Genomic DNA, 18806 nt, shown 5'->3' with positions numbered 1-18806 from the left:
GCGATCTTAAAAAACAAGATCAAAAGATCGCAGCCTGCGGCAGCTCCTGCGCGGATCAGCAGGCACAAAAAAGCCGCTCGCAAGCGGCTTTTCGCTGAAGATTAAGGCTTATTTCAGGCCGGACATCTTCGAGATCGCGCCTTTCAGCTCGTCATCCGAGCAGTCGGCGCAGGTGCCTTTTGGCGGCATGGAGTTGATGCCCGAGATCGCTTTGGCGAGCAGGCCGTCAACACCACCTTGTTCTTTGGCACGTTTGCCCCAGTCAGCCGCGTCGCCGATTTTCGGCGAGCCCAGCAGGCCGGTACCGTGGCAAGCGTTGCAATGTTTTGCAATCACTTCATCCGGGGTCTTGGCTCCACCGCCACCAGCCGAAGCTGCGACTTCCATCCCCTTGCATTCCTGACCCGTTACACAGACCTGGCCGACAGGCTCAAGGCGTTTGGCGATGTCGTCAGTGGTAGAAGCTTGTGCGCTCACAGCCCAAAGGGCCAATACAGTTGCTGGTGCAGCCAGCATTTTCATAATTAGGTTCACGCGTTCACCCTCAATGGTGGCTATTCACGCCCGCGGCCACGGTTCGCAGGCGGGCGCAAGTATAACGGCAAGCCCGCCGCACTGAAACAACCCCAAAGTCGAAGGGGTCTTGTTGTGCGGTGGAAAACAGCTCGGGCGCCTCGGCAGTGCTGGCAGGACGCCTCTTTTCTTAGAAATTCGCCGGCGTGGCTGCGCTGATTAGTCGCGCCGGTGCGTCGAACGGATTCCGGAAACGGTGCGGCTTGGTACTTTCAAAGTAGTAGCTGTCGCCGGCTTCGAGCACAAAAGTTTCAGCGCCGACCACCAGTTCAAGTCGCCCTTCCACCAAAATCCCGGTTTCCTCGCCCTCGTGGGTGAGCATCTCGTCACCGGTATCGGCGCCAGGCGGGTAGATTTCATTGAGGAATGCGATGGCCCGGCTCGGGTGCGCCCGACCGACCAGTTTCATGGTCACGGCACCATCGGAAATATCGATCAGCTCGTTGGCCTTGTAGACGATCTGGGTCGGTTTTTCCTGCAGGATTTCTTCGGAAAAGAACTCGACCATGGACATGGGAATCCCGCCCAGTACTTTGCGCAGCGAACTGATCGAGGGGCTGACGCTGTTTTTCTCGATCATCGAAATCGTGCTGTTGGTGACGCCCGCGCGCTTGGCGAGTTCACGCTGCGAAAGACCTTTGAGCTTACGGATGGATTGCAGTCGTTCACCGACGTCCAATGCTGGAGCCTCCAGGGATTCAGGTTGTAGGAATATTGAGCGTTATCATGGCGACAGCGTTCAGTATTTACAACACTTGGGCCTGAATCCTGTTCAGCGAGGCGACTTCCGGTCTGGAGTGCTTAGCCTCAAGCCCCGGAATAGAGCAGCGGCACCCGGCGCAGGTTGCAGAAGATCTGGTAAGGAATCGTGTCCGCGGCCATGGCCACTTCGCTGGCCAGGACGTTTTTGCCCCACAACTCGACGGTCGAACCGAGACCGGCTTGCGGCACATCGGTCAGGTCGATGCAAAGCATGTCCATCGACACCCGGCCAAGCAACTGGCTGCGCTGCCCGGCGACCAGCACCGGCGTACCGGTTGGCGCGTGGCGCGGATAGCCATCGGCATAACCCATCGCCACCACGCCAATGCGCATCGGTTTCTGGGTAATGAACTTCGCGCCATAGCCGACGGGCTCGCCGGCCGGCAGTTCGCGCACGCAAATCACTTTCGATTCGAGGGTCATCACCGGTTGCAGGCGCGAGGCCACGGCGTTGGCTTCTTCGAAAGGCGTGGCGCCGTAGAGCATGATGCCCGGACGCACCCAGTCGCTCGTGATCTGTGGCCAACCGAGTACCGCCGGCGAGTTGCGCAGACTGACTTCGGCGGCCAAACCCTGACGCGCCGCTTCGAACACTGCCACCTGCTCGGCGCTGGCCTGCGCGTGCAGCTCATCGGCCCGGGCGAAGTGACTCATCAAGACGATTTTCGCCACTTTGCCGCTGGCCAGCAGCCGTTGATAGGCGGCCTGATAATCCTTTGGGTGCAAGCCCACCCGGTGCATGCCCGAATCGAGCTTGAGCCAGACCGTGATCGGCTTGCACAGCGTGGCTTTCTCGATCGCTTCGAGCTGCCACAGCGAATGCACCACGCACCAGAAGTCATGTTCGACGATCAGTGCCAGTTCATCAGCTTCGAAAAAACCTTCCAGCAACAACACCGGCGCCCGAATGCCCGCGGCGCGCAGCTCCAAAGCCTCTTCGATGCAGGCCACTGCGAACCCGTCCGCGTCGGCTTCCAGCGCCTGGGCGCAACGCACCGCGCCATGGCCGTACGCATCGGCCTTGATCACCGCAAGGGCCTTGGCCCCCGCCGTGACTTCACGGGCGATCTGGTAGTTGTGACGCAGGGCTTGAAGGTCAATCAGGGCACGGGCAGGACGCATGGCGGCAGACTTCTAGGCGGTCATGGGAATAAAAAACCGGCGCTGGCTGGCGGCGTGAACCGCCAACAGCACCGGGAGAGGGATCGTTACAACGGGTTAAGGCAGTGCGGCAACCACTGACAGCTCAACCAGGATTTCCGGTTCGCACAACTTCGACTCAACGGTGGCACGGGCTGGCGCGACGCCTTTTGGCAGCCATTTGTCCCAGACCGAATTCATACCGGCGAAATCGGCGTTAATGTCTTTCAGGTAAATCGTCACCGACAGTATGTGGCTCTTGTCGGTGCCGGCCAGGTCGAGCAAGCGCTCGATGTTGGCCAGGGTTTCACGGGTCTGCTGTTCAATCCCGGCGCTCATGTCATCGCCGACCTGCCCCGCCAGGTACACCGTACCGTTGTGGGCTACGATCTGACTCATGCGTTCATTGGTGAGCTGGCGCTGGATTGCCATGTTTTGCGGACTCCTTGATTTTGCTGCCATAACGAGAAATATCGAGGCCTTCGGCGCTGATCTGTGGAGTTTTCTTCGCCATCAGGTCAGCCAGCAAGCGACCGGAACCACAGGCCATGGTCCAACCGAGCGTGCCGTGGCCAGTGTTCAAGAACAGGTTGCTGAATTTGGTTCCGCCAACGATCGGCGTACCGTCCGGGGTGGTCGGACGCAGGCCGGTCCAGAAACTCGCCTGGGCCAGATCGCCGCCCTGAGAATAAAGGTCGTTGACGATCATCTCCAGGGTTTCGCGCCGGCGCGGGTTCAGCGACAGGTCAAAACCGGCGATTTCAGCCATGCCGCCGACGCGGATGCGGTTGTCGAAACGGGTGATCGCGACCTTGTAGGTCTCGTCGAGAATGGTCGAGGTCGGGGCCATCGCCGGGTTGGTGATCGGCACGGTCAGGGAGTAACCCTTGAGCGGATACACCGGGGCCTTGATGCCCAGCGGCTTGAGCAATTGCGGCGAGTAGCTGCCGAGTGCCAGGACGTAACGGTCAGCGGTTTCCAGCTTGCCGTCGATCCACACGCCGTTGATGCGATCACCGGCGAAGTCGAGTTGCTGGATGTCCTGGCCATAACGGAATTCCACACCCAGTTTCACGGCCATTTCGGCCAGGCGGGTGGTGAAGATCTGGCAGTCGCCAGTCTGGTCGTTCGGCAGGCGCAGGGCACCGGCGAGAATGTCGGTGACGGCGGCCAGGGCCGGTTCAACCCGGGCAATGCCGGCGCGGTCGAGCAGTTCGAACGGCACGCCGGACTCTTTCAGCACGGCGATGTCTTTCGCGGCGCCATCAAGCTGAGCCTGGGTACGGAACAACTGTGTCGTACCGAGGCTACGGCCTTCGTAGGCAATGCCGGTTTCGGCGCGCAATTCGTCGAGGCAGTCACGGCTGTACTCGGACAGACGGACCATGCGCTCTTTGTTCACCGCATAACGGTTGGCGGTGCAGTTGCGCAGCATCTGCGCCATCCACAAGTATTGGTCAATGTCAGCGGTGGCCTTGATCGCCAGCGGCGCGTGGCGTTGCAACAGCCATTTGATGGCCTTGAGCGGCACACCCGGCGCGGCCCACGGCGAGGCATAGCCTGGCGACACTTGCCCGGCGTTGGCGAAACTGGTCTCCATGGCCGCAGCCGGCTGCCGGTCCACGACCACCACTTCAAACCCGGCACGTGCCAGATAGTAAGCACTGGCGGTACCGATGACGCCGCTACCCAAGACCATAACGCGCATTTTCATATCCCTCATCGCGGCTTACCGCTGACGTGTGTTGTGCAGACCGAAGATGTGGGCAGTTTAAAAAAGATTAGCCAGTGCATTTCACTATATAAGTGCCTATATTTGGCGACAATTCTCGGCAAAAACCCTTTTCACGGAGGCGCATCCCCTATGCGTACCAACACTCAGACCAAACGTGAGCTGGACAAGATCGACCGCAACATCTTGCGGATCCTGCAAGCGGACGGGCGCATCTCCTTCACCGAGCTGGGGGAAAAGGTCGGCCTGTCGACCACGCCTTGCACTGAGCGGGTCCGGCGCCTGGAACGCGAAGGGATCATCATGAGCTACAACGCCCGGCTCAACCCGCAGCACCTCAAGGGTAGTCTCCTGGTATTTGTAGAGATCAGTCTCGACTACAAATCCGGCGACACTTTCGAAGAGTTCCGACGCGCGGTACTGAAACTGCCCCATGTGCTGGAATGCCATTTGGTGTCAGGGGATTTCGACTATCTGGTGAAAGCGCGGATTTCCGAGATGGCGTCGTACCGCAAATTGCTCGGCGACATCCTGCTCAAACTGCCCCATGTGCGGGAGTCCAAGAGCTATATCGTGATGGAAGAAGTGAAAGAGAGCTTGAGCTTGCCGATTCCGGATTGAGCCCAGCGGTGCCTGGGCGGACTTCTTCGCGAGCAAGCCCGCTCCCACAGTGATCTTCATTGGCCACAAATTCTGTGTCTTGCACAGATCCATTGTGGGAGCGAGCCTGCTCGCGAAGGCAGGCGACTCGGTCGTCCCTTAGACCAGAACCTGCCGCGTCGAAGCCATGTACTCATGAATCTGCTTCTCCACCCGCGGATGAATCAGCTCCACCGGCCCGCGCCCATTGGGGCATGGCAAGGTTTTGGTGGTGCCGAACAGCCGGCAGATCAGCGGCCGCTCGTCATACACGGTGCAACCGTTGGGCCCCAGGTGTACGCAATTGAGCTCGTCCATCGCCGCATCCTGCTCGGCGCGGGTCTTGCGCGGCAGGCGCGACATTTCTTCCGGCGAGGTGGTCACCGGACCGCAGCAGTCATGACAGCCGGGCACGCACTCGAACGAGGGAATCTGCTGCCGTAGCGTGCGAATTTTCTGACTGTTGCAGCTCATCGAAGCGGTGACCAAAAGCGGAATAGAGCGCGATTCTGACGCAAAAGCCCCGATCCAGACAGCGCCGCCCGACCAATGTTGCCCGCGCCGGAAGGTCCGGCTTATGCTCCGTCAACTTTTTCAAACACCAGAATCAGGAACCCACGCATGAATGCCCCTGCCCGGCACACCGACTCTTACTACGCCGCCAGCAGCTTGCCGCAGCCCGATCACCCGGTGCTCCAGGGCGAGTTGATTGCGGACGTATGCGTAGTCGGCGGCGGGTTCTCCGGGTTGAACACGGCGTTGGAACTGGCGGAACGCGGCCTCAGCGTGGCGCTGCTGGAAGCGCACAAGATCGGTTGGGGCGCCAGCGGGCGCAATGGCGGGCAATTGCTTCGCGGCGTCGGCCATGGCCTTGATCAGTTCGCCAATGTCATCGGCGCCGACGGCGTGCGTCAGATGAAACTCATGGGCCTGGAAGCGGTGGAAATCGTCCGACAGCGTGTCGCGCGTTTTCAGATCCCTTGCGATTTGACCTGGGGCTATTGCGACCTCGCCAACAAACCTCGCGATCTCGAAGGCTTCGCCGAAGACGCCGAAGAACTGCGCAGCCTCGGTTACCGCTATGAAACCCGTCTGCTGCAAGCCAACGAGATGCACAGCGTGGTGGGTTCGGATCGTTACGTCGGCGGCTTGATCGACATGGGTTCCGGGCATTTGCATCCGCTGAACCTGGCCCTCGGCGAAGCCGCGGCCGCGCTGCAATTGGGTGTGAAGCTGTTCGAACAGTCGGCGGTCACCCGCATCGATTACGGTAGCGAAGTGAAGGTCCATACCGCCCAGGGCACGGTTCGCGCCAAGACCCTGGTGCTCGGTTGCAACGCTTACCTGAATAATCTCAACCCCGAACTCAGCGGCAAAGTGCTGCCTGCCGGCAGCTACATCATCGCCACCGAGCCGTTGAGCGAAGAACAGGCGCACGCCCTGTTGCCGCAAAACATGGCGGTGTGCGACCAACGCGTGGCCCTGGATTACTACCGGCTCTCGGCGGATCGCCGCTTGCTGTTCGGCGGCGCCTGCCATTATTCCGGTCGGGACCCGAAGGACATCGGCGCGTACATGCGGCCGAAGATGCTGGAGGTGTTCCCGCAACTGGCCGAGGTGAAGATCGATTATCAGTGGGGCGGCATGATCGGCATCGGCGCCAACCGCTTGCCGCAGATCGGCCGGCTCAAGGACCAGCCGAATGTGTATTACGCCCAGGCGTATTCCGGTCACGGGGTGAATGCCACGCACCTGGCGGGCAAGTTGTTGGCCGAGGCGATCAGTGGGCAGCACAGTGGCGGGTTTGATCTGTTTGCGCAGGTGCCGCACATCACCTTCCCCGGTGGCCGGCATTTGCGTTCGCCGTTGTTGGCGTTGGGGATGCTGTGGCATCGGCTTAAAGAGTTGGTTTGATAGCGCGCCTCGCCTACTGACGCCTTCGCGAGCAGGCTCGCTCCCACAGGTACAGCGGCGCCCTTGTGGGAGCGAGCCTGCTCGCGAATTGCAAGAACACCACAGACTTCAAATCCTCCAAAAAGGCTTAAGCCCCTCCTCCAGCGCCTCCTCCCGACTCAACCCCACATCTCGCAACTGCTCCGGGGTCAGGTTCAGCAACGCCTTGCGCGTGTGCAGACGATGCCAGAACAGATCCCAGCGACTCAGGCAGGACGGCGCATTACGCATCACCTCACGGGTGCCGTGGTTCTGCCCTGCTGCCAGTTCCTGACTGTGTAACGTCAGCCGCACATCGCTCAAGCCGTTCATGTTGATCGCTCCTGTTTACTTGGGTAGCCAGAGGTTTCATGATGCGCGGACGGCGAAAAGCATTACAGATTCAAAGCAACTGTATTATTTCCATACAGATTGACCATCAAAAGCTCTGAATCCTGTATTTTTGCCCCATCTGTACTGGTTAACCGAATCACCTGCACCGAGGCAGTGTCATGACCCTCTACGTCAATCTCGCCGAATTGCTCGGCACGCGTATCGAACAGGGCTTCTATCGTCCCGGCGACCGACTGCCGTCGGTGCGAGCGTTGAGCGTTGAACACGGGGTCAGCCTGAGCACCGTTCAGCAGGCTTATCGGGTGCTGGAAGACAGCGGACTGGCGACACCGAAACCCAAATCCGGGTACTTTGTGCCGGTCAGCCGCGAGCTGCCGGAGCTGCCCGCCGTCGGCCGTCCGGCGCAACGTCCGGTGGACATATCCCAGTGGGATCAGGTGTTGGAATTGATTCGCGCCGTGCCGCGCAAAGACGTGGTGCAACTAGGCCGCGGTATGCCGGACGTCACCACACCGACCATGAAACCGCTGCTGCGCGGGCTTGCGCAGATCAGCCGGCGCCAGGACATGCCCGGCCTGTATTACGACAACATCCACGGCAACCTCGAACTGCGCGAACAGATTGCCCGGCTGATGCTCGATTCCGGCTGCCAGTTGAGCGCCGCCGACCTGGTGGTGACCACCGGTTGCCACGAAGCGCTGTCCACCAGCATCCGCTCCATCTGCGAACCCGGTGACATCGTCGCGGTAGATTCACCGAGCTTTCACGGCGCCATGCAAACCCTCAAGGGCCTGGGCATGAAAGCCCTGGAAATCCCCACCGACCCGATCACCGGCATCAGCCTCGATGCGCTGGAACTGGCCCTGGAACAATGGCCGATCAAGGCCATACAGTTGACCCCCAACTGCAACAACCCCTTGGGCTACATCATGCCGGAGGCGCGCAAACGGGCGTTGTTGAACCTGGCGCAGCGCTTCGACGTGGCGATCATCGAGGACGATGTGTATGGCGAACTGGCTTACACCTACCCGCGTCCGCGCACGATCAAATCCTTCGACGAAGACGGCCGTGTCCTGCTGTGCAGTTCCTTTTCCAAGACCCTGGCGCCGGGGCTGCGCATCGGTTGGGTAGCGCCGGGCCGCTATCTGGAACGGGTGCTGCACATGAAATACATCAGCACCGGCTCCACCGCGCCACAAGCGCAAATCGCCATCGCCGATTTCCTCAAGGGTGGCCACTTCGAACCGCATTTGCGGCGGATGCGTACCCAATACCAGCGCAATCGCGACATGATGATTGATTGGGTCACACGCTACTTCCCCACTGGCACCCGGGCCAGTCGTCCTCAGGGTAGTTTCATGCTGTGGGTCGAACTGCCGGAAGGCTTCGATACCCTGAAACTGAATCGTGCGCTGCACGACCAAGGCGTACAGATTGCCGTGGGCAGCATCTTTTCGGCCTCGGGCAAATACCGCAATTGCCTGCGCATGAATTACTCCGCCAAACCGACGGCGCAGATTGAAGAGGCGGTGCGCAAGGTGGGTGCGGCGGCGATCAAACTGTTGGCGGAAACGCCAAGCGATCACTAACCCGCGCGACAAACCACCTCGGCAGTGGCGTAAGGCATCGACGACTCGGGAAGCTCGGCGGCGTCGAGTTCAAGATGACAAGGCCGGCTATCCGGCAGCATCACTTGCAACCGGACATCGCCAGGTGCGTCGGCCAGGTACACCAGTCCGGCGTCCACCACACTGGTCAGGTACTCGCCCTGATGACCATGCACCGATGCACCCTTGGGCACCCAGTCGCCCTCGGCCGTGCGCACATGCAGCATCAACCGGCGCACCGAACCCACGCTGAAATCCAGTCGAGGCACTGCGCCGCGTCCGGCTTCGACTTCTTGATAGCCGTTGAGCACGTCCAGGTGGCGCGGCAGGCTGACGGTATCGATTTCAATCCGGCTGGTCTGGTAGGCCGGCAGGCTCGCCGCCACCGCCCGCCCACCGCCATCGGTCCAGACCGGACCCTGGGGCGTGCTGACCTTGACCCCGGCCGCCTCGCCGACCTTGAGCAGACCGAAGGTGTCACGCAGCGGATAAGGCGATGGCGTCAGCCCTCCTTCATGGATGGCCACGCCGCCGCGCAGGGTGAGGTCGTAACTGCTGGCGCCGACGCCGCTGCGTGAATAACCCAGATCAACGCTGGTGTAACGGGGCAAGGCATTCAGGCGCCCGTTGAAATCGGTCTGGCCACTGTCGGAACGGTCGGCACCGAGGCTGTAGCCCAAGGTATCGCTGAGCTGTTCGGTGTAGCGGGCACCGGTGCGCAGGCCGCTTCGCTCATCATGGCGCCCGTAGGTACTGAGGCTGCGGTTGCGCCCAAGGGGCAGACTGAGGTTGGCATACAGGCCCGTGCCACGGGCGTTGTCACCGCTGTCGCGCTGCAAACTCAATGACAGATTTGCCCCACTGAACGCCCGCGACCATGAGGTGCTGATGCGCGAACGGTCCTGCCCGCCCGCCACGGCATAGCGCGTGACCGATCCGGAAAACGCTCCCCATTGCGGGTTGGAATGGCGCAACGATGCCCCCCACTGACGTTCAGAATGACTGCCGAATCCATCGGCAATCTCCTCCGATCCGGTGTCGGCCAAGTGGCGGAACCCATGACTGCGCTGGCTCGCCGTGAGGCTGGCGGACAATCCCGGGCCCAATGCCGTGCTGAACGTGGCTTGCAGCTCCCGCCCGTGACCGCTTTGTGGCGTGCGCGAACTCAGCTGCTGGAAGCTCACCACCGAGCTACGCGTCAGTGCCTGCTGCAAGCCCCAGCCCACGGACTGATATTGACCCGCGCCCATCAATCCACCACTCAACTGAGTCGCAGGCCCCCACTGCCAGTCCTTGCTCACGGCAAAGAATGACGGCGCCTCGCGCTCGTCCCCGTCAAACCGTCGGACCTTGCCTGCCGCGATGCCATAACCGGGCAACGCCCCGACACTGATGGGGCGTACGTTGGCCGCCGGTACGCGGAAGTCGCGCTGTTCGCCGTTCTCCTCGAAGACGCTGACCTCAAGGTCCAGCCGATTGCTGAGCAACGGCAAGTCACGCAGGGTGAACGGCCCGCTGGGCACGAGGGTGGTGTAGATCACCACGCCACTCTGGCGCACCTCGACCCGCGCCGGCGAATAGGCCACCCCTTGCACCGCCGTCCCGCCCCCAAGGCCTTCATTACGGAATGCGAGGGCCGTTTCCGGGAGAATCTGCAGGCCGGTGAACGCTTCCCCGGCAAACAGCGACGAACGCATGTTGAGCTGGCCCAGTTGCACGTTGGCCTGAAAACGCTCCCAGGTCCGCGACGGCTGGGTGTACAGCGTTTCGAAACGCTCCACGCCCTGAAACGAGGTGTAGTTTTGTCGGCTGCGCACCACCCAGTCACCCGCATTGAACCCCAACTCGGTGCCCAGGCTGCGGAACTGGCTGGATTGCCCCGCGGCAGAACTGGTGAGCATCAGCGCGTCGTAGTTGAACAACCCGGCCATTCCACCCGTGGACCAGGTTCGCGAGTGTGGCGCCGATGGCAGTAGCAGGTCGGTTGGCACCAACAGCTGTACTTGTTGCTGGCCCGGGTCGAGCCGAACCTGCACCCCCGCCAGACCCTCAAGACTCCGCAAGCACTGCGTGCTGTCAGCGCTCGCAGGCACATCCGATGGCGCAGCAATCCCGGCCTGATCCAGCAGATTCGCATCGAAACACAACTGCCCCGCGTCATCGAACGTCGCCACCACCTGCCCCGAAGGTGCGCCATTGACCTGCAACGCCACACGATTGCGCCCTGCCGTAAAGCGTGGCGCACGAGCAAAATGCTCGGCGACTTTCAGATCAATGCCCCGCGCCTTGAGCACAGACTGATCGAACTCGGTGAGTGCCTCGCCCCAAGCGTTTTCCATCGCCAGCATGAACAGGGCAAAGCCACCGGCCAGGCGCCAACCGCTCACCTGACTCACTATTGCAGACTCAGCGGCGCATCGTAGTTGCCGACGGCAAACCCATAGGTTGTCGCGGGAAACAGCCGTACATGGGTGGCCAGAATCGACGGAGCACTGAAGCTCAGCACCTCCCCCGGCAGGATATAAGTGCGCCCCAGGTCCAGGGTTGCGCCGCCGGGAATCAGGTTCACCGACCTGGCCAGCCGCACCACATAGGGGCTGGGATTGCTGACCCGCACTTGGTCGCCGGCGCCGGTCCAGACCAAGTGCTTCCAGGGCATGCGTTCGACCGGGAGATTGGCTGGACGCAGGATGACCGGGATGTTCTGCCGGATCCCCAGGCTGACGTGTGCACCACTCGAATTCTGTTGAGGCTTGATACCTTCCAGCACCACACGCTTGAGCCGTTCGGTTTCCAGGGGTTTGGCGCTGTGCAGGATGAAGCGCACTTGCTGGCTCTGGCCCGGCTCGACCCGCGCCACTGGCGGGTTCAACAGCAACAGAGGCTCATCGTCCTCGGCGATATGTTCGATGGAGCTGTACAGCAGCGCCGGTTGGTCATCGGAGTTTTTGACGTTCAGGGTCGCCTCGCCCAACCCCTGGTCGACCACCACCACGGGCGTTTCCGGGATCATTCCGGCGGCATGCGCACCCGGATTCGCAAAAGACAGGCACACAGCGGCAACGGCGCCGCGCACCTTGAAGAATTTAAAGGGATACATGAAAGGCTCCAGAAGGCATCGACCGACGCTGTTGAATCCAGTGCCGGCCGATACCCGGTGATGCAATGACGCCTGTTTTTCAGGCGAGCCGCCGCCCAGGTTTGCGCCAGGCAAACCCCGTCAATCCGGCAGGTTCAGAGCACAGTGACGCAGGGGCTGCGTCGGCTCAGAGGTAATACACGTCAAACGTGACCGAACCATCGAGCAGGAACTCGTCGGTGGTCGGTGGCAGCTCGGAGGTGGCGCGAATGGCCGCGGCCACTTTCATCGGGAAGGTGTGCAGACGGGCTGCGGCCGGACCTGCCGCCGCGCTCGGGCCCCAGGAGTAGGAAACCGGTGCGTTGGAAACCAGGCCGCTGACTGGCGGGCGCCATGTCGGGTCGGCCGGCGAACGCACGAGGAACATTTGCGGGTTGCCATCGGTCAATGGTTGACCGGTCAACAGACCAAAGCCACCGATGCCGATACCTTGCGTGCTGCCCAGGCCGTAGTAGAGATCGTTATTGGTGCGACCATTGAAGGTCAGGCCCGGTACTTTGGTGGCAGCACGGTTGTCGGTAACGGCGATTTCCACCGCTGCCGGCGCATCGCAAGCGATCTTCAGGGTGATGTCCCGTGGCGGCAGGTTGTTTTGCGCGGCAGGGTTCAAGGTGGCGGAAAAGATTCGACCCAGATCGACATTGCTTCCGCCGGCAAAAGCCGGAATGCACGAGGTCGGAATGACCGTGCCGGAGACTGTCAGATCAACGCTGGCAGCCTGCGCCGCCATCGGCGCCAATGCAGCAGCGAAAACGCTTACCCAATACAACTTCTTCATAATCACTTACCTGTGAAATAGCTGGAAACATGGACGCCCGGGCCGCGCCAGGAAAAAGCCACAGCCTGCCAACGCATCCAATGCCCCGCCATCATTCCGGGTTTTGTAGGACTTTTATGTAGGAAAAGAAGGCAAATAAAAGTGGTTTTATCCACAGGCTTTGTAGTTTCTAAGGGTTCACGTAGAACCGTCCGACAACCACAGGCTTCGCGTCCTGCAAACGCGATGACGTGCCATACTTCGGCCTTTGCAATCACCTGAGACGATCCGATTTGAGAGTCAACCCGGCCCTGCCCTTCGCTCTGTTGCTCGCCTTGCTGCTCAATGGCTGTGTGAGCCTCGACGTCCCCCGTGAGCCCAGCCAGGCATTGCCGGCGGCGAGTTCGGCGTTCGGTCGCTCGATCCAGGCCCAAGCTGCGCCCCATAAGGGGCAATCGGGCTTTCGCCTGCTCTCCAACAGCACCGAAGCCTTCATGGCCCGGGCCGAGCTGATCCGCAACGCGCAAACCAGCCTCGACTTGCAGTACTACATCGTCCACGACGGCATCAGTACGCGAATGCTGGTGGAGGAATTGCTCAAGGCAGCCGATCGCGGCGTGCGGGTGCGTATCCTGCTTGATGACACCACCAGCGATGGCCTGGACCAAATCATCGCTACCCTGGCGGCCCATCCGCAGATTCAGATTCGCCTGTTCAACCCGCTGCACCTGGGCCGCAGCACCGGCGTGACGCGGACCATGGGCCGCTTGTTCGACCTGTCGCTGCAACACCGGCGCATGCACAACAAGCTGTGGCTGGCGGACAACAGCGCGGCCATCGTCGGTGGACGCAACCTGGGCGATGAGTATTTCGATGCCGAGCCGAATCTGAATTTCACCGACATCGACATGCTCAGCGTCGGGCCGGTGGCCGAGCAGCTCGGGCACAGTTTCGACCAATACTGGAACAGCGCCCTGAGCAAGCCGATCGACGAATTCCTCTCCAGCAAACCGACCGCCAAGGATCTGCAAAACACCCGCACGCGCCTGGAAGAATCCCTGGAAGAAACCCGCAAGCAGAACCACGCGCTGTACCAACAGCTGATGGTCTACGACAAGCACCCGCGCCTGGATATCTGGCGCCGGGAGCTGATCTGGGCCTGGAACCAGGCGCTGTGGGACGCGCCGAGCAAGGTGCTATCCAAGGGCGAACCCGACCCGCAATTGTTGCTGACCACGCAGTTGGCGCCGGAACTGAACGGGGTCAGCAAAGAGCTGATCATGATTTCGGCCTACTTTGTGCCCGGCCAACCGGGGCTGGTGTACCTGACCGGGCGCGCCGATGCGGGTGTCTCGGTCAGTCTGCTGACCAACGCGCTGGAAGCCACCGACGTGCCGGCGGTGCACGGCGGTTATGCACCGTATCGCAAGGCCTTGCTGGAACATGGCGTGAAGTTGTTCGAACTGCGGCGTCAGCCCGGTGCGGGGAGCGGCAGTGGTCCGCACCTGTTCCGGCGCTCGGCCTATCAGGGCTCGGATTCAAGCCTGCACAGCAAGGCGATGATCTTCGATCAGCAAAAGTCGTTCATCGGCTCATTCAACTTCGACCCGCGTTCGGTTTTGTGGAACACCGAAGTCGGCGTGCTGGTCGACAGCCCGGAACTGGCCGCGCATGTGCGCGAACTGGCCCTGCAAGGCATGGCGCCACCGCTCAGCTATGAGGCGAAACTGGAGAACGGGCAGATTGTCTGGGTGACCGAGGACAACGGCAAACTGCACACGCTGACCAAGGAACCGGGGAGTTGGTGGCGACGGTTTAATGCGTGGATGAGCACCACCGTAGGATTGGAGCGAATGTTGTAACCCTGTGGGAGCGGGCTTGCTCGCGAAAGGGGTGTGTCAGGCCGCATAGATAGAGACTGACACTCCCTCTTCGCGAGCAAGCCCGCTCCCACAGGTTTTTATGCCGGCTCGGCCACCGCACCAAACGCGCCTTGGCGCATCAGCAGAATCACCAACCCCAACGCCCCCGCGGCCATCAACAACGGCAATGCATGCCCGCTAATCCACTGACTCCCCGCCCCGGCCGCCAACGGTCCGACCAGACATCCAATCCCCCACAACTGCGCGATATGCGCATTGGCCCGCACCAGTGCATCGTCGCGATAACGCTCGCCGATCAGGATCAGCGACAAGGTGAACAAGCCACCGGCACTCGCCCCGAACAGCACCCACAACGGCCAGATCAGCAACGTATCGATCAGCAGCGGAATCGCCAGGCTCGAAACCAGCAGGACCACGGCACACCCGGTAAACAAACTGCGCCGTGACAGCCGATCTGCCAAGGCTCCGATCGGCAGTTGCAACAATGCATCGCCGACCACCACGGTGCTGACCATCGCCAAGGCGATTTCTGCAGTGAACCCTTGGCGCAGGCAATACACCGGCAACAGGGTCAGGATCATCGCTTCGAACGCGGCGAACAGTGACACCGCCCAGGCAATCGCCGGCAGACCCCGGCAGAAGGTCCATAAATCACCGAAGGTCACGCTGCTGGCTTCACTGCTTGGTGCGCCACTGCGGCCCAGCAACAGCAACGGTGCCGTCAGCAGCAAGCCGACGCCGACCCAGAAGCCGTAATCATGCTCGGTGCCCAATGCCCCCAGCAGCAACGGCCCGCCGAGTTGGCTCAAGGCATAGCTGCTGCCATACAACGCCACCAGGCGCCCACGCCACTGCTCGACCACCAGTTGATTGATCCAGCTTTCGCCGAGAATGAAGACCAAAGTCAGGATGACCCCGATCATCAGCCGCAACACCAGCCAGATCGGATAACTCGGCAACAGCGCCAGCAAACCAATGGACACCGCGCCGCCCCACAGGCACAGACGCATCAGATTGGCCGTGCCGAAGCGCGCCGCCAAGTGACTGGAAATCTTCGCTCCCAGCAACACGCCAATGGCCGGCATCGCCGCCATCACGCCAATCGCAAACGAACCGTAGCCCCAGCTTTCCAGGCGAAACGACACCAGCGGCATGCTGACACCCAGGGCCAGCCCGACACTCAAGACAGACGCCAACACGGCGAAATAAGTCGCCCAACGCATGTTCCACGCTCCTGTGGATATGATTTTTCAGACGGCACAAAACAAATGTGGGAGCGGGCTTGCTCGCGAAGGGGCCATCACATTTAACATCTTCGTTGACTGTTACGGCGCCTTCGCGAGCAAGCCCGCTCCCACAGGGGATCTGCGTTGTGTGGTGCTTACAACTTGATCCAGGTCGCCTTCAGCTCGGTGTACTTGTCGAACGCGTGCAGCGACTTGTCGCGACCGTTGCCCGATTGTTTGAAACCACCAAACGGCGCAGTCATGTCGCCGCCGTCGTACTGGTTGACCCAAACGCTACCGGCACGCAGTGCCTTGGCGGTCAGGTGTGCCTTGGAAATGTCCTTGGTCCATACCGCAGCGGCCAGGCCATACGGCGTATCGTTGGCAATCGCGATGGCTTCTTCGGCGGTGTCGAAAGCGATGACCGACAACACCGGGCCAAAGATTTCTTCCTGGGCGATTTTCATCGCGTTGTTCACGCCGTCGAAAATCGTCGGCTCAACGTAGGTGCCACCGGTTTCCTGAAGAATGCGCTTGCCGCCGGCCACCAGTTTGGCGCCGTCAGTGTGGCCGGATTCGATGTAGGACAGCACGGTGTTCATCTGCTGGGTGTCCACCAGCGCACCGACGTTGGTTGCTGGATCCAGCGGATTGCCTGGCTTCCAGGTTTTCAGCGCTTCAATCACCAGCGGCAGGAAGGTGTCCTTGATCGAACGCTCGACCAGCAGACGCGAACCAGCGGTGCAGACTTCGCCCTGGTTGAAGGCGATGGCGCCGGCGGCGGATTCGGCGGCAGCTTGCAGGTCCGGGGCATCGGCGAACACGATGTTCGGGCTCTTGCCGCCGGCTTCGAGCCAGACGCGCTTCATGTTCGATTCGCCGGAGTAGATCAGCAGTTGCTTGGCGATCTTGGTCGAACCGGTGAACACCAGGGTGTCCACATCGTTGTGCAGGGCCAGGGCCTTGCCGACGGTGTGGCCGTAGCCTGGCAAGACGTTCAGCACGCCTTTCGGAATGCCGGCTTCAACGGCCAGCGCGGCGATGCGGATGGCGGTCAGCGGCGATTTTTCGGACGGCTTGAGGATCACCGAGTTACCGGTGGACAGCGCCGGGCCGAGTTTCCAGCAGGCCATCATCAACGGGAAGTTCCACGGCACGATGGCGCCAACAACGCCAACCGGCTCGCGAGTGACCAGGCCCAGTTGATCGTGCGGGGTGGCGGCGACTTCGTCGTAGATCTTGTCGATGGCTTCGCCGCTCCAGCTCAGGGCTTGCGCCGCGCCGGGAACGTCGATGTACAGGGAGTCGCTGATCGGCTTGCCCATGTCCAGGGTTTCAAGCAGGGCCAGCTCTTCGGCGTGCTGTTTCAGTAGGCCGGCGAAACGAATCATGGTGGCTTTGCGTTTGGTCGGCGCCAGGCGCGACCACACGCCGGAATTGAAGGTGGCGCGGGCGTTTTCCACAGCGCGCTGGGCGTCGGCGGCGTCACAGCTGGCAATCTTGCCCAGCAGACGGCCATCGACCGGGCTGATGCACTCGAAGGTCTCGCTGGAGACAGCATCGGTGTATTCGCCATTGATGTAGGCGCGGCCTTCGATCTTCAGATCGCGAGCCCGCTGTTCCCAGTCGGCACGAGTCAGGGTGGTCATACGAGTGTCCTCCTCTTGTTGAATACGAGTGCCCCGCGTTTTTCGCGGGTGCTTTCAGGAATTCTGCCCGGCCAGCCTGCTTTCGGCCCAAGGCACCTGCCACCCTAAACCAGTGGCCGGGGTTGTTTCAATATATTTGACACAAGGTCGGTAAACGGCCTTGCGGTGTTCATTTTAATAAACATAGACTTTGGGTCTTTTCAGCCATCGCGCCGCAATCACGGGGGATTACAACAAAATGAACATCCAGGACGTCGTCGACTTCAGCCAGGCCACCACCCAGCCCGATCGCTATCGGCCAGACCCGGCCAAAGTCCTCAAGGGCGACCCCGAGCAAGCGGTGTACAACCACTACAACAGCCCGTGCGGCCAGATGAGCGCCGGCGTGTGGGAAGGTGAAATCGGCCAGTGGCTGGTGAACTACACCGAACATGAATACTGCGAGATTGTTCAGGGCGTGTCGGTGCTGCGCGACAACGATGGCAACAGCAAGACGTTGCGGGTGGGCGATCGCTTTGTCATTCCGGCAGGGTTCCGAGGGACTTGGGAAGTGCTGGAAGCGTGCCGCAAAATCTATGTGGTGTTTGAACAGAAGGCTTGAGGATTTTTGTTGTCTGGGCCGACGCTTTCGCGAGCAAGCCCGCTCCCACATTAGACCGCGATCCAATGTGGGAGCGGGCTTGCTCGCGAAGGGGCCCGAACAGGCAACGCAAAACCCGCAGGCAATAAAAAAGGCCCGTATCTCGCGATACGGGCCTTTTTCATAAGTCGGAAAAATCAATTACTTGATTTTGCCTTCCTTGTAGATCACGTGCTTGCGAACAACCGGATCAAATTTCTTGATCTCGATTTTGTCCGGAGTAGTACGCTTGTTCTTGTCGGTAGTGTAGAAGTGACCAGTACCGGCGCTCGAGATCAAACGAATCAATTCACGCATGATTATCTCCCTTAGATCTTGCCAGCTTTGCGGATTTCGGCCAGCACGACAGTGATGCCGCGCTTGTCGATGATACGCATGCCTTTGGCAGATACGCGCAGACGCACGAAACGTTTCTCTTCTTCAACCCAGAAGCGGTGATGCTGCAGGTTCGGCAGGAAACGACGACGGGTTTTGTTGTTTGCGTGGGAAATGTTATTCCCAGTCACCGGACCCTTACCGGTAACTTGACAGACTCTCGACATGCCTCAGCCCTCTAAACCACATGCCCAACCCGGCATGGGTTGGCCGCTTAATCTCTCAGTCATTTGGCGCCAGGCGCCGCGTTTCTTTAGAGGTCTTACCGGCTACACCTACAGTGAAGGAACCGGGCCCCTAGAAAAGAGCGCTGCTTTATACCAGAAAGACCCGAGAGCAACAACATTCAGTGTGCGATGAATTCACAAAAAGCCCATTTTCCGGGCTACGAGCGCCTT

Annotated in this window: 19 protein-coding genes; 5 read left to right on the top strand and 14 right to left on the bottom strand. The window is 60.8% G+C overall.

Translation table 11 applies throughout. The features are described from left to right. Positions 1–108 precede the first annotated feature (108 nt). The 5 genes from ACIQY3_RS23365 to dadA form a co-directional block, all read right to left on the bottom strand. Positions 109–522, bottom strand: coding sequence for a c-type cytochrome (locus ACIQY3_RS23365; RefSeq protein WP_403024155.1), 414 nt, complete (start codon positions 520–522; stop codon positions 109–111). Positions 523–703: 181 nt separating this feature from the next. Continuing rightward, positions 704–1252, bottom strand: coding sequence for a cupin domain-containing protein (locus ACIQY3_RS23360; RefSeq protein ID WP_047226150.1), 549 nt, complete (start codon positions 1250–1252; stop codon positions 704–706). Positions 1253–1380: 128 nt separating this feature from the next. After that, entirely contained in the window at positions 1381–2457 is a 1077-nt protein-coding gene (gene alr, locus ACIQY3_RS23355) for an alanine racemase (protein WP_403024150.1), read from the bottom strand. 96 nt (positions 2458–2553) lie between these two features. Continuing rightward, positions 2554–2907 carry a RidA family protein gene (locus ACIQY3_RS23350; RefSeq protein WP_123403816.1) on the bottom strand — a complete coding sequence of 118 codons (354 nt, stop codon included), beginning with the start codon at positions 2905–2907 and terminating at the stop codon, positions 2554–2556. Continuing rightward, complete coding sequence (dadA, locus tag ACIQY3_RS23345) at positions 2879–4183, bottom strand: D-amino acid dehydrogenase (protein WP_403024147.1); 1305 nt, start codon at positions 4181–4183, stop codon at positions 2879–2881. The genes ACIQY3_RS23350 and dadA overlap by 29 nt, the downstream gene beginning before the upstream one ends. A 156-nt stretch (positions 4184–4339) precedes the next feature. On the opposite strand from dadA, the gene ACIQY3_RS23340 reads away from it, so the two are divergent. Next, on the top strand, positions 4340–4828 hold the full coding sequence (locus ACIQY3_RS23340; RefSeq protein ID WP_123403812.1) for an Lrp/AsnC ligand binding domain-containing protein: 489 nt from the start codon (positions 4340–4342) through the stop codon (positions 4826–4828). Positions 4829–4966: 138 nt separating this feature from the next. Here ACIQY3_RS23340 and ACIQY3_RS23335 read toward each other — a convergent pair whose 3' ends face one another. After that, entirely contained in the window at positions 4967–5320 is a 354-nt protein-coding gene (locus ACIQY3_RS23335; RefSeq protein ID WP_007947437.1) for a YkgJ family cysteine cluster protein, read from the bottom strand. A gap of 147 nt (positions 5321–5467) precedes the next feature. On the opposite strand from ACIQY3_RS23335, the gene ACIQY3_RS23330 reads away from it, so the two are divergent. After that, positions 5468–6760: an NAD(P)/FAD-dependent oxidoreductase gene (locus tag ACIQY3_RS23330; RefSeq protein WP_403024143.1), complete on the top strand. Its 1293-nt coding sequence runs from the start codon at positions 5468–5470 to the stop codon at positions 6758–6760. 108 nt (positions 6761–6868) lie between these two features. On the opposite strand, the gene ACIQY3_RS23325 is transcribed toward ACIQY3_RS23330, so the two are convergent. Further along, complete coding sequence (locus ACIQY3_RS23325; RefSeq protein ID WP_403024140.1) at positions 6869–7111, bottom strand: DUF1127 domain-containing protein; 243 nt, start codon at positions 7109–7111, stop codon at positions 6869–6871. A gap of 179 nt (positions 7112–7290) precedes the next feature. Between ACIQY3_RS23325 and ACIQY3_RS23320 the strand changes: the two genes are divergently transcribed. Further along, positions 7291–8721: a PLP-dependent aminotransferase family protein gene (locus ACIQY3_RS23320; protein ID WP_403024137.1), complete on the top strand. Its 1431-nt coding sequence runs from the start codon at positions 7291–7293 to the stop codon at positions 8719–8721. On the opposite strand, the gene ACIQY3_RS23315 is transcribed toward ACIQY3_RS23320, so the two are convergent. The 3 genes from ACIQY3_RS23315 to ACIQY3_RS23305 all read right to left on the bottom strand — a co-directional run bounded on the left by ACIQY3_RS23315 (position 8718) and on the right by ACIQY3_RS23305 (position 12656). Then, positions 8718–11126, bottom strand: a complete 2409-nt coding sequence (locus ACIQY3_RS23315) for a fimbria/pilus outer membrane usher protein (RefSeq protein ID WP_403024134.1) — start codon at positions 11124–11126, stop codon at positions 8718–8720. The two genes, ACIQY3_RS23320 and ACIQY3_RS23315, sit on opposite strands and share 4 nt — an antisense overlap. Positions 11127–11134: 8 nt before the next feature. Further along, entirely contained in the window at positions 11135–11839 is a 705-nt protein-coding gene (locus ACIQY3_RS23310; protein ID WP_403024131.1) for a fimbria/pilus chaperone family protein, read from the bottom strand. A gap of 166 nt (positions 11840–12005) precedes the next feature. Continuing rightward, positions 12006–12656 (bottom strand): DUF1120 domain-containing protein, encoded by a 651-nt coding sequence (locus tag ACIQY3_RS23305; RefSeq protein WP_403024128.1) that lies wholly within the window; start codon positions 12654–12656, stop codon positions 12006–12008. Between the two features lie 272 nt (positions 12657–12928). Here ACIQY3_RS23305 and ACIQY3_RS23300 point away from each other — a divergent pair, with 272 nt between their 5' ends. Then, complete coding sequence (locus tag ACIQY3_RS23300; protein ID WP_403024126.1) at positions 12929–14497, top strand: phospholipase D family protein; 1569 nt, start codon at positions 12929–12931, stop codon at positions 14495–14497. Between the two features lie 98 nt (positions 14498–14595). Here ACIQY3_RS23300 and ACIQY3_RS23295 read toward each other — a convergent pair whose 3' ends face one another. Together ACIQY3_RS23295 and ACIQY3_RS23290 are read right to left on the bottom strand one after the other, a co-directional pair. Further along, positions 14596–15741: an MFS transporter gene (locus ACIQY3_RS23295; protein ID WP_163910650.1), complete on the bottom strand. Its 1146-nt coding sequence runs from the start codon at positions 15739–15741 to the stop codon at positions 14596–14598. A 158-nt stretch (positions 15742–15899) separates the two neighbouring features. Next, entirely contained in the window at positions 15900–17393 is a 1494-nt protein-coding gene (locus tag ACIQY3_RS23290) for an aldehyde dehydrogenase (protein ID WP_133835398.1), read from the bottom strand. Between the two features lie 238 nt (positions 17394–17631). On the opposite strand from ACIQY3_RS23290, the gene ACIQY3_RS23285 reads away from it, so the two are divergent. After that, positions 17632–17994: a cupin domain-containing protein gene (locus ACIQY3_RS23285; RefSeq protein WP_123403799.1), complete on the top strand. Its 363-nt coding sequence runs from the start codon at positions 17632–17634 to the stop codon at positions 17992–17994. A gap of 180 nt (positions 17995–18174) precedes the next feature. On the opposite strand, the gene rpmG is transcribed toward ACIQY3_RS23285, so the two are convergent. Then, the gene (gene rpmG, locus ACIQY3_RS23280) at positions 18175–18330 is read right to left on the bottom strand and encodes a 50S ribosomal protein L33 (protein ID WP_007894709.1); all 156 of its coding nucleotides are present in this window, start codon (positions 18328–18330) and stop codon (positions 18175–18177) included. Positions 18331–18341: 11 nt separating this feature from the next. Further along, positions 18342–18575, bottom strand: coding sequence for a 50S ribosomal protein L28 (gene rpmB, locus ACIQY3_RS23275; RefSeq protein WP_007894701.1), 234 nt, complete (start codon positions 18573–18575; stop codon positions 18342–18344). Positions 18576–18806 lie beyond the last annotated feature (231 nt).

This window comes from Pseudomonas sp. NPDC096950, from assembly GCF_044762525.1.
In the GTDB taxonomy this organism is placed as follows: domain Bacteria; phylum Pseudomonadota; class Gammaproteobacteria; order Pseudomonadales; family Pseudomonadaceae; genus Aquipseudomonas.
This window is presented reverse-complemented; position numbering and strand designations above follow the sequence as displayed.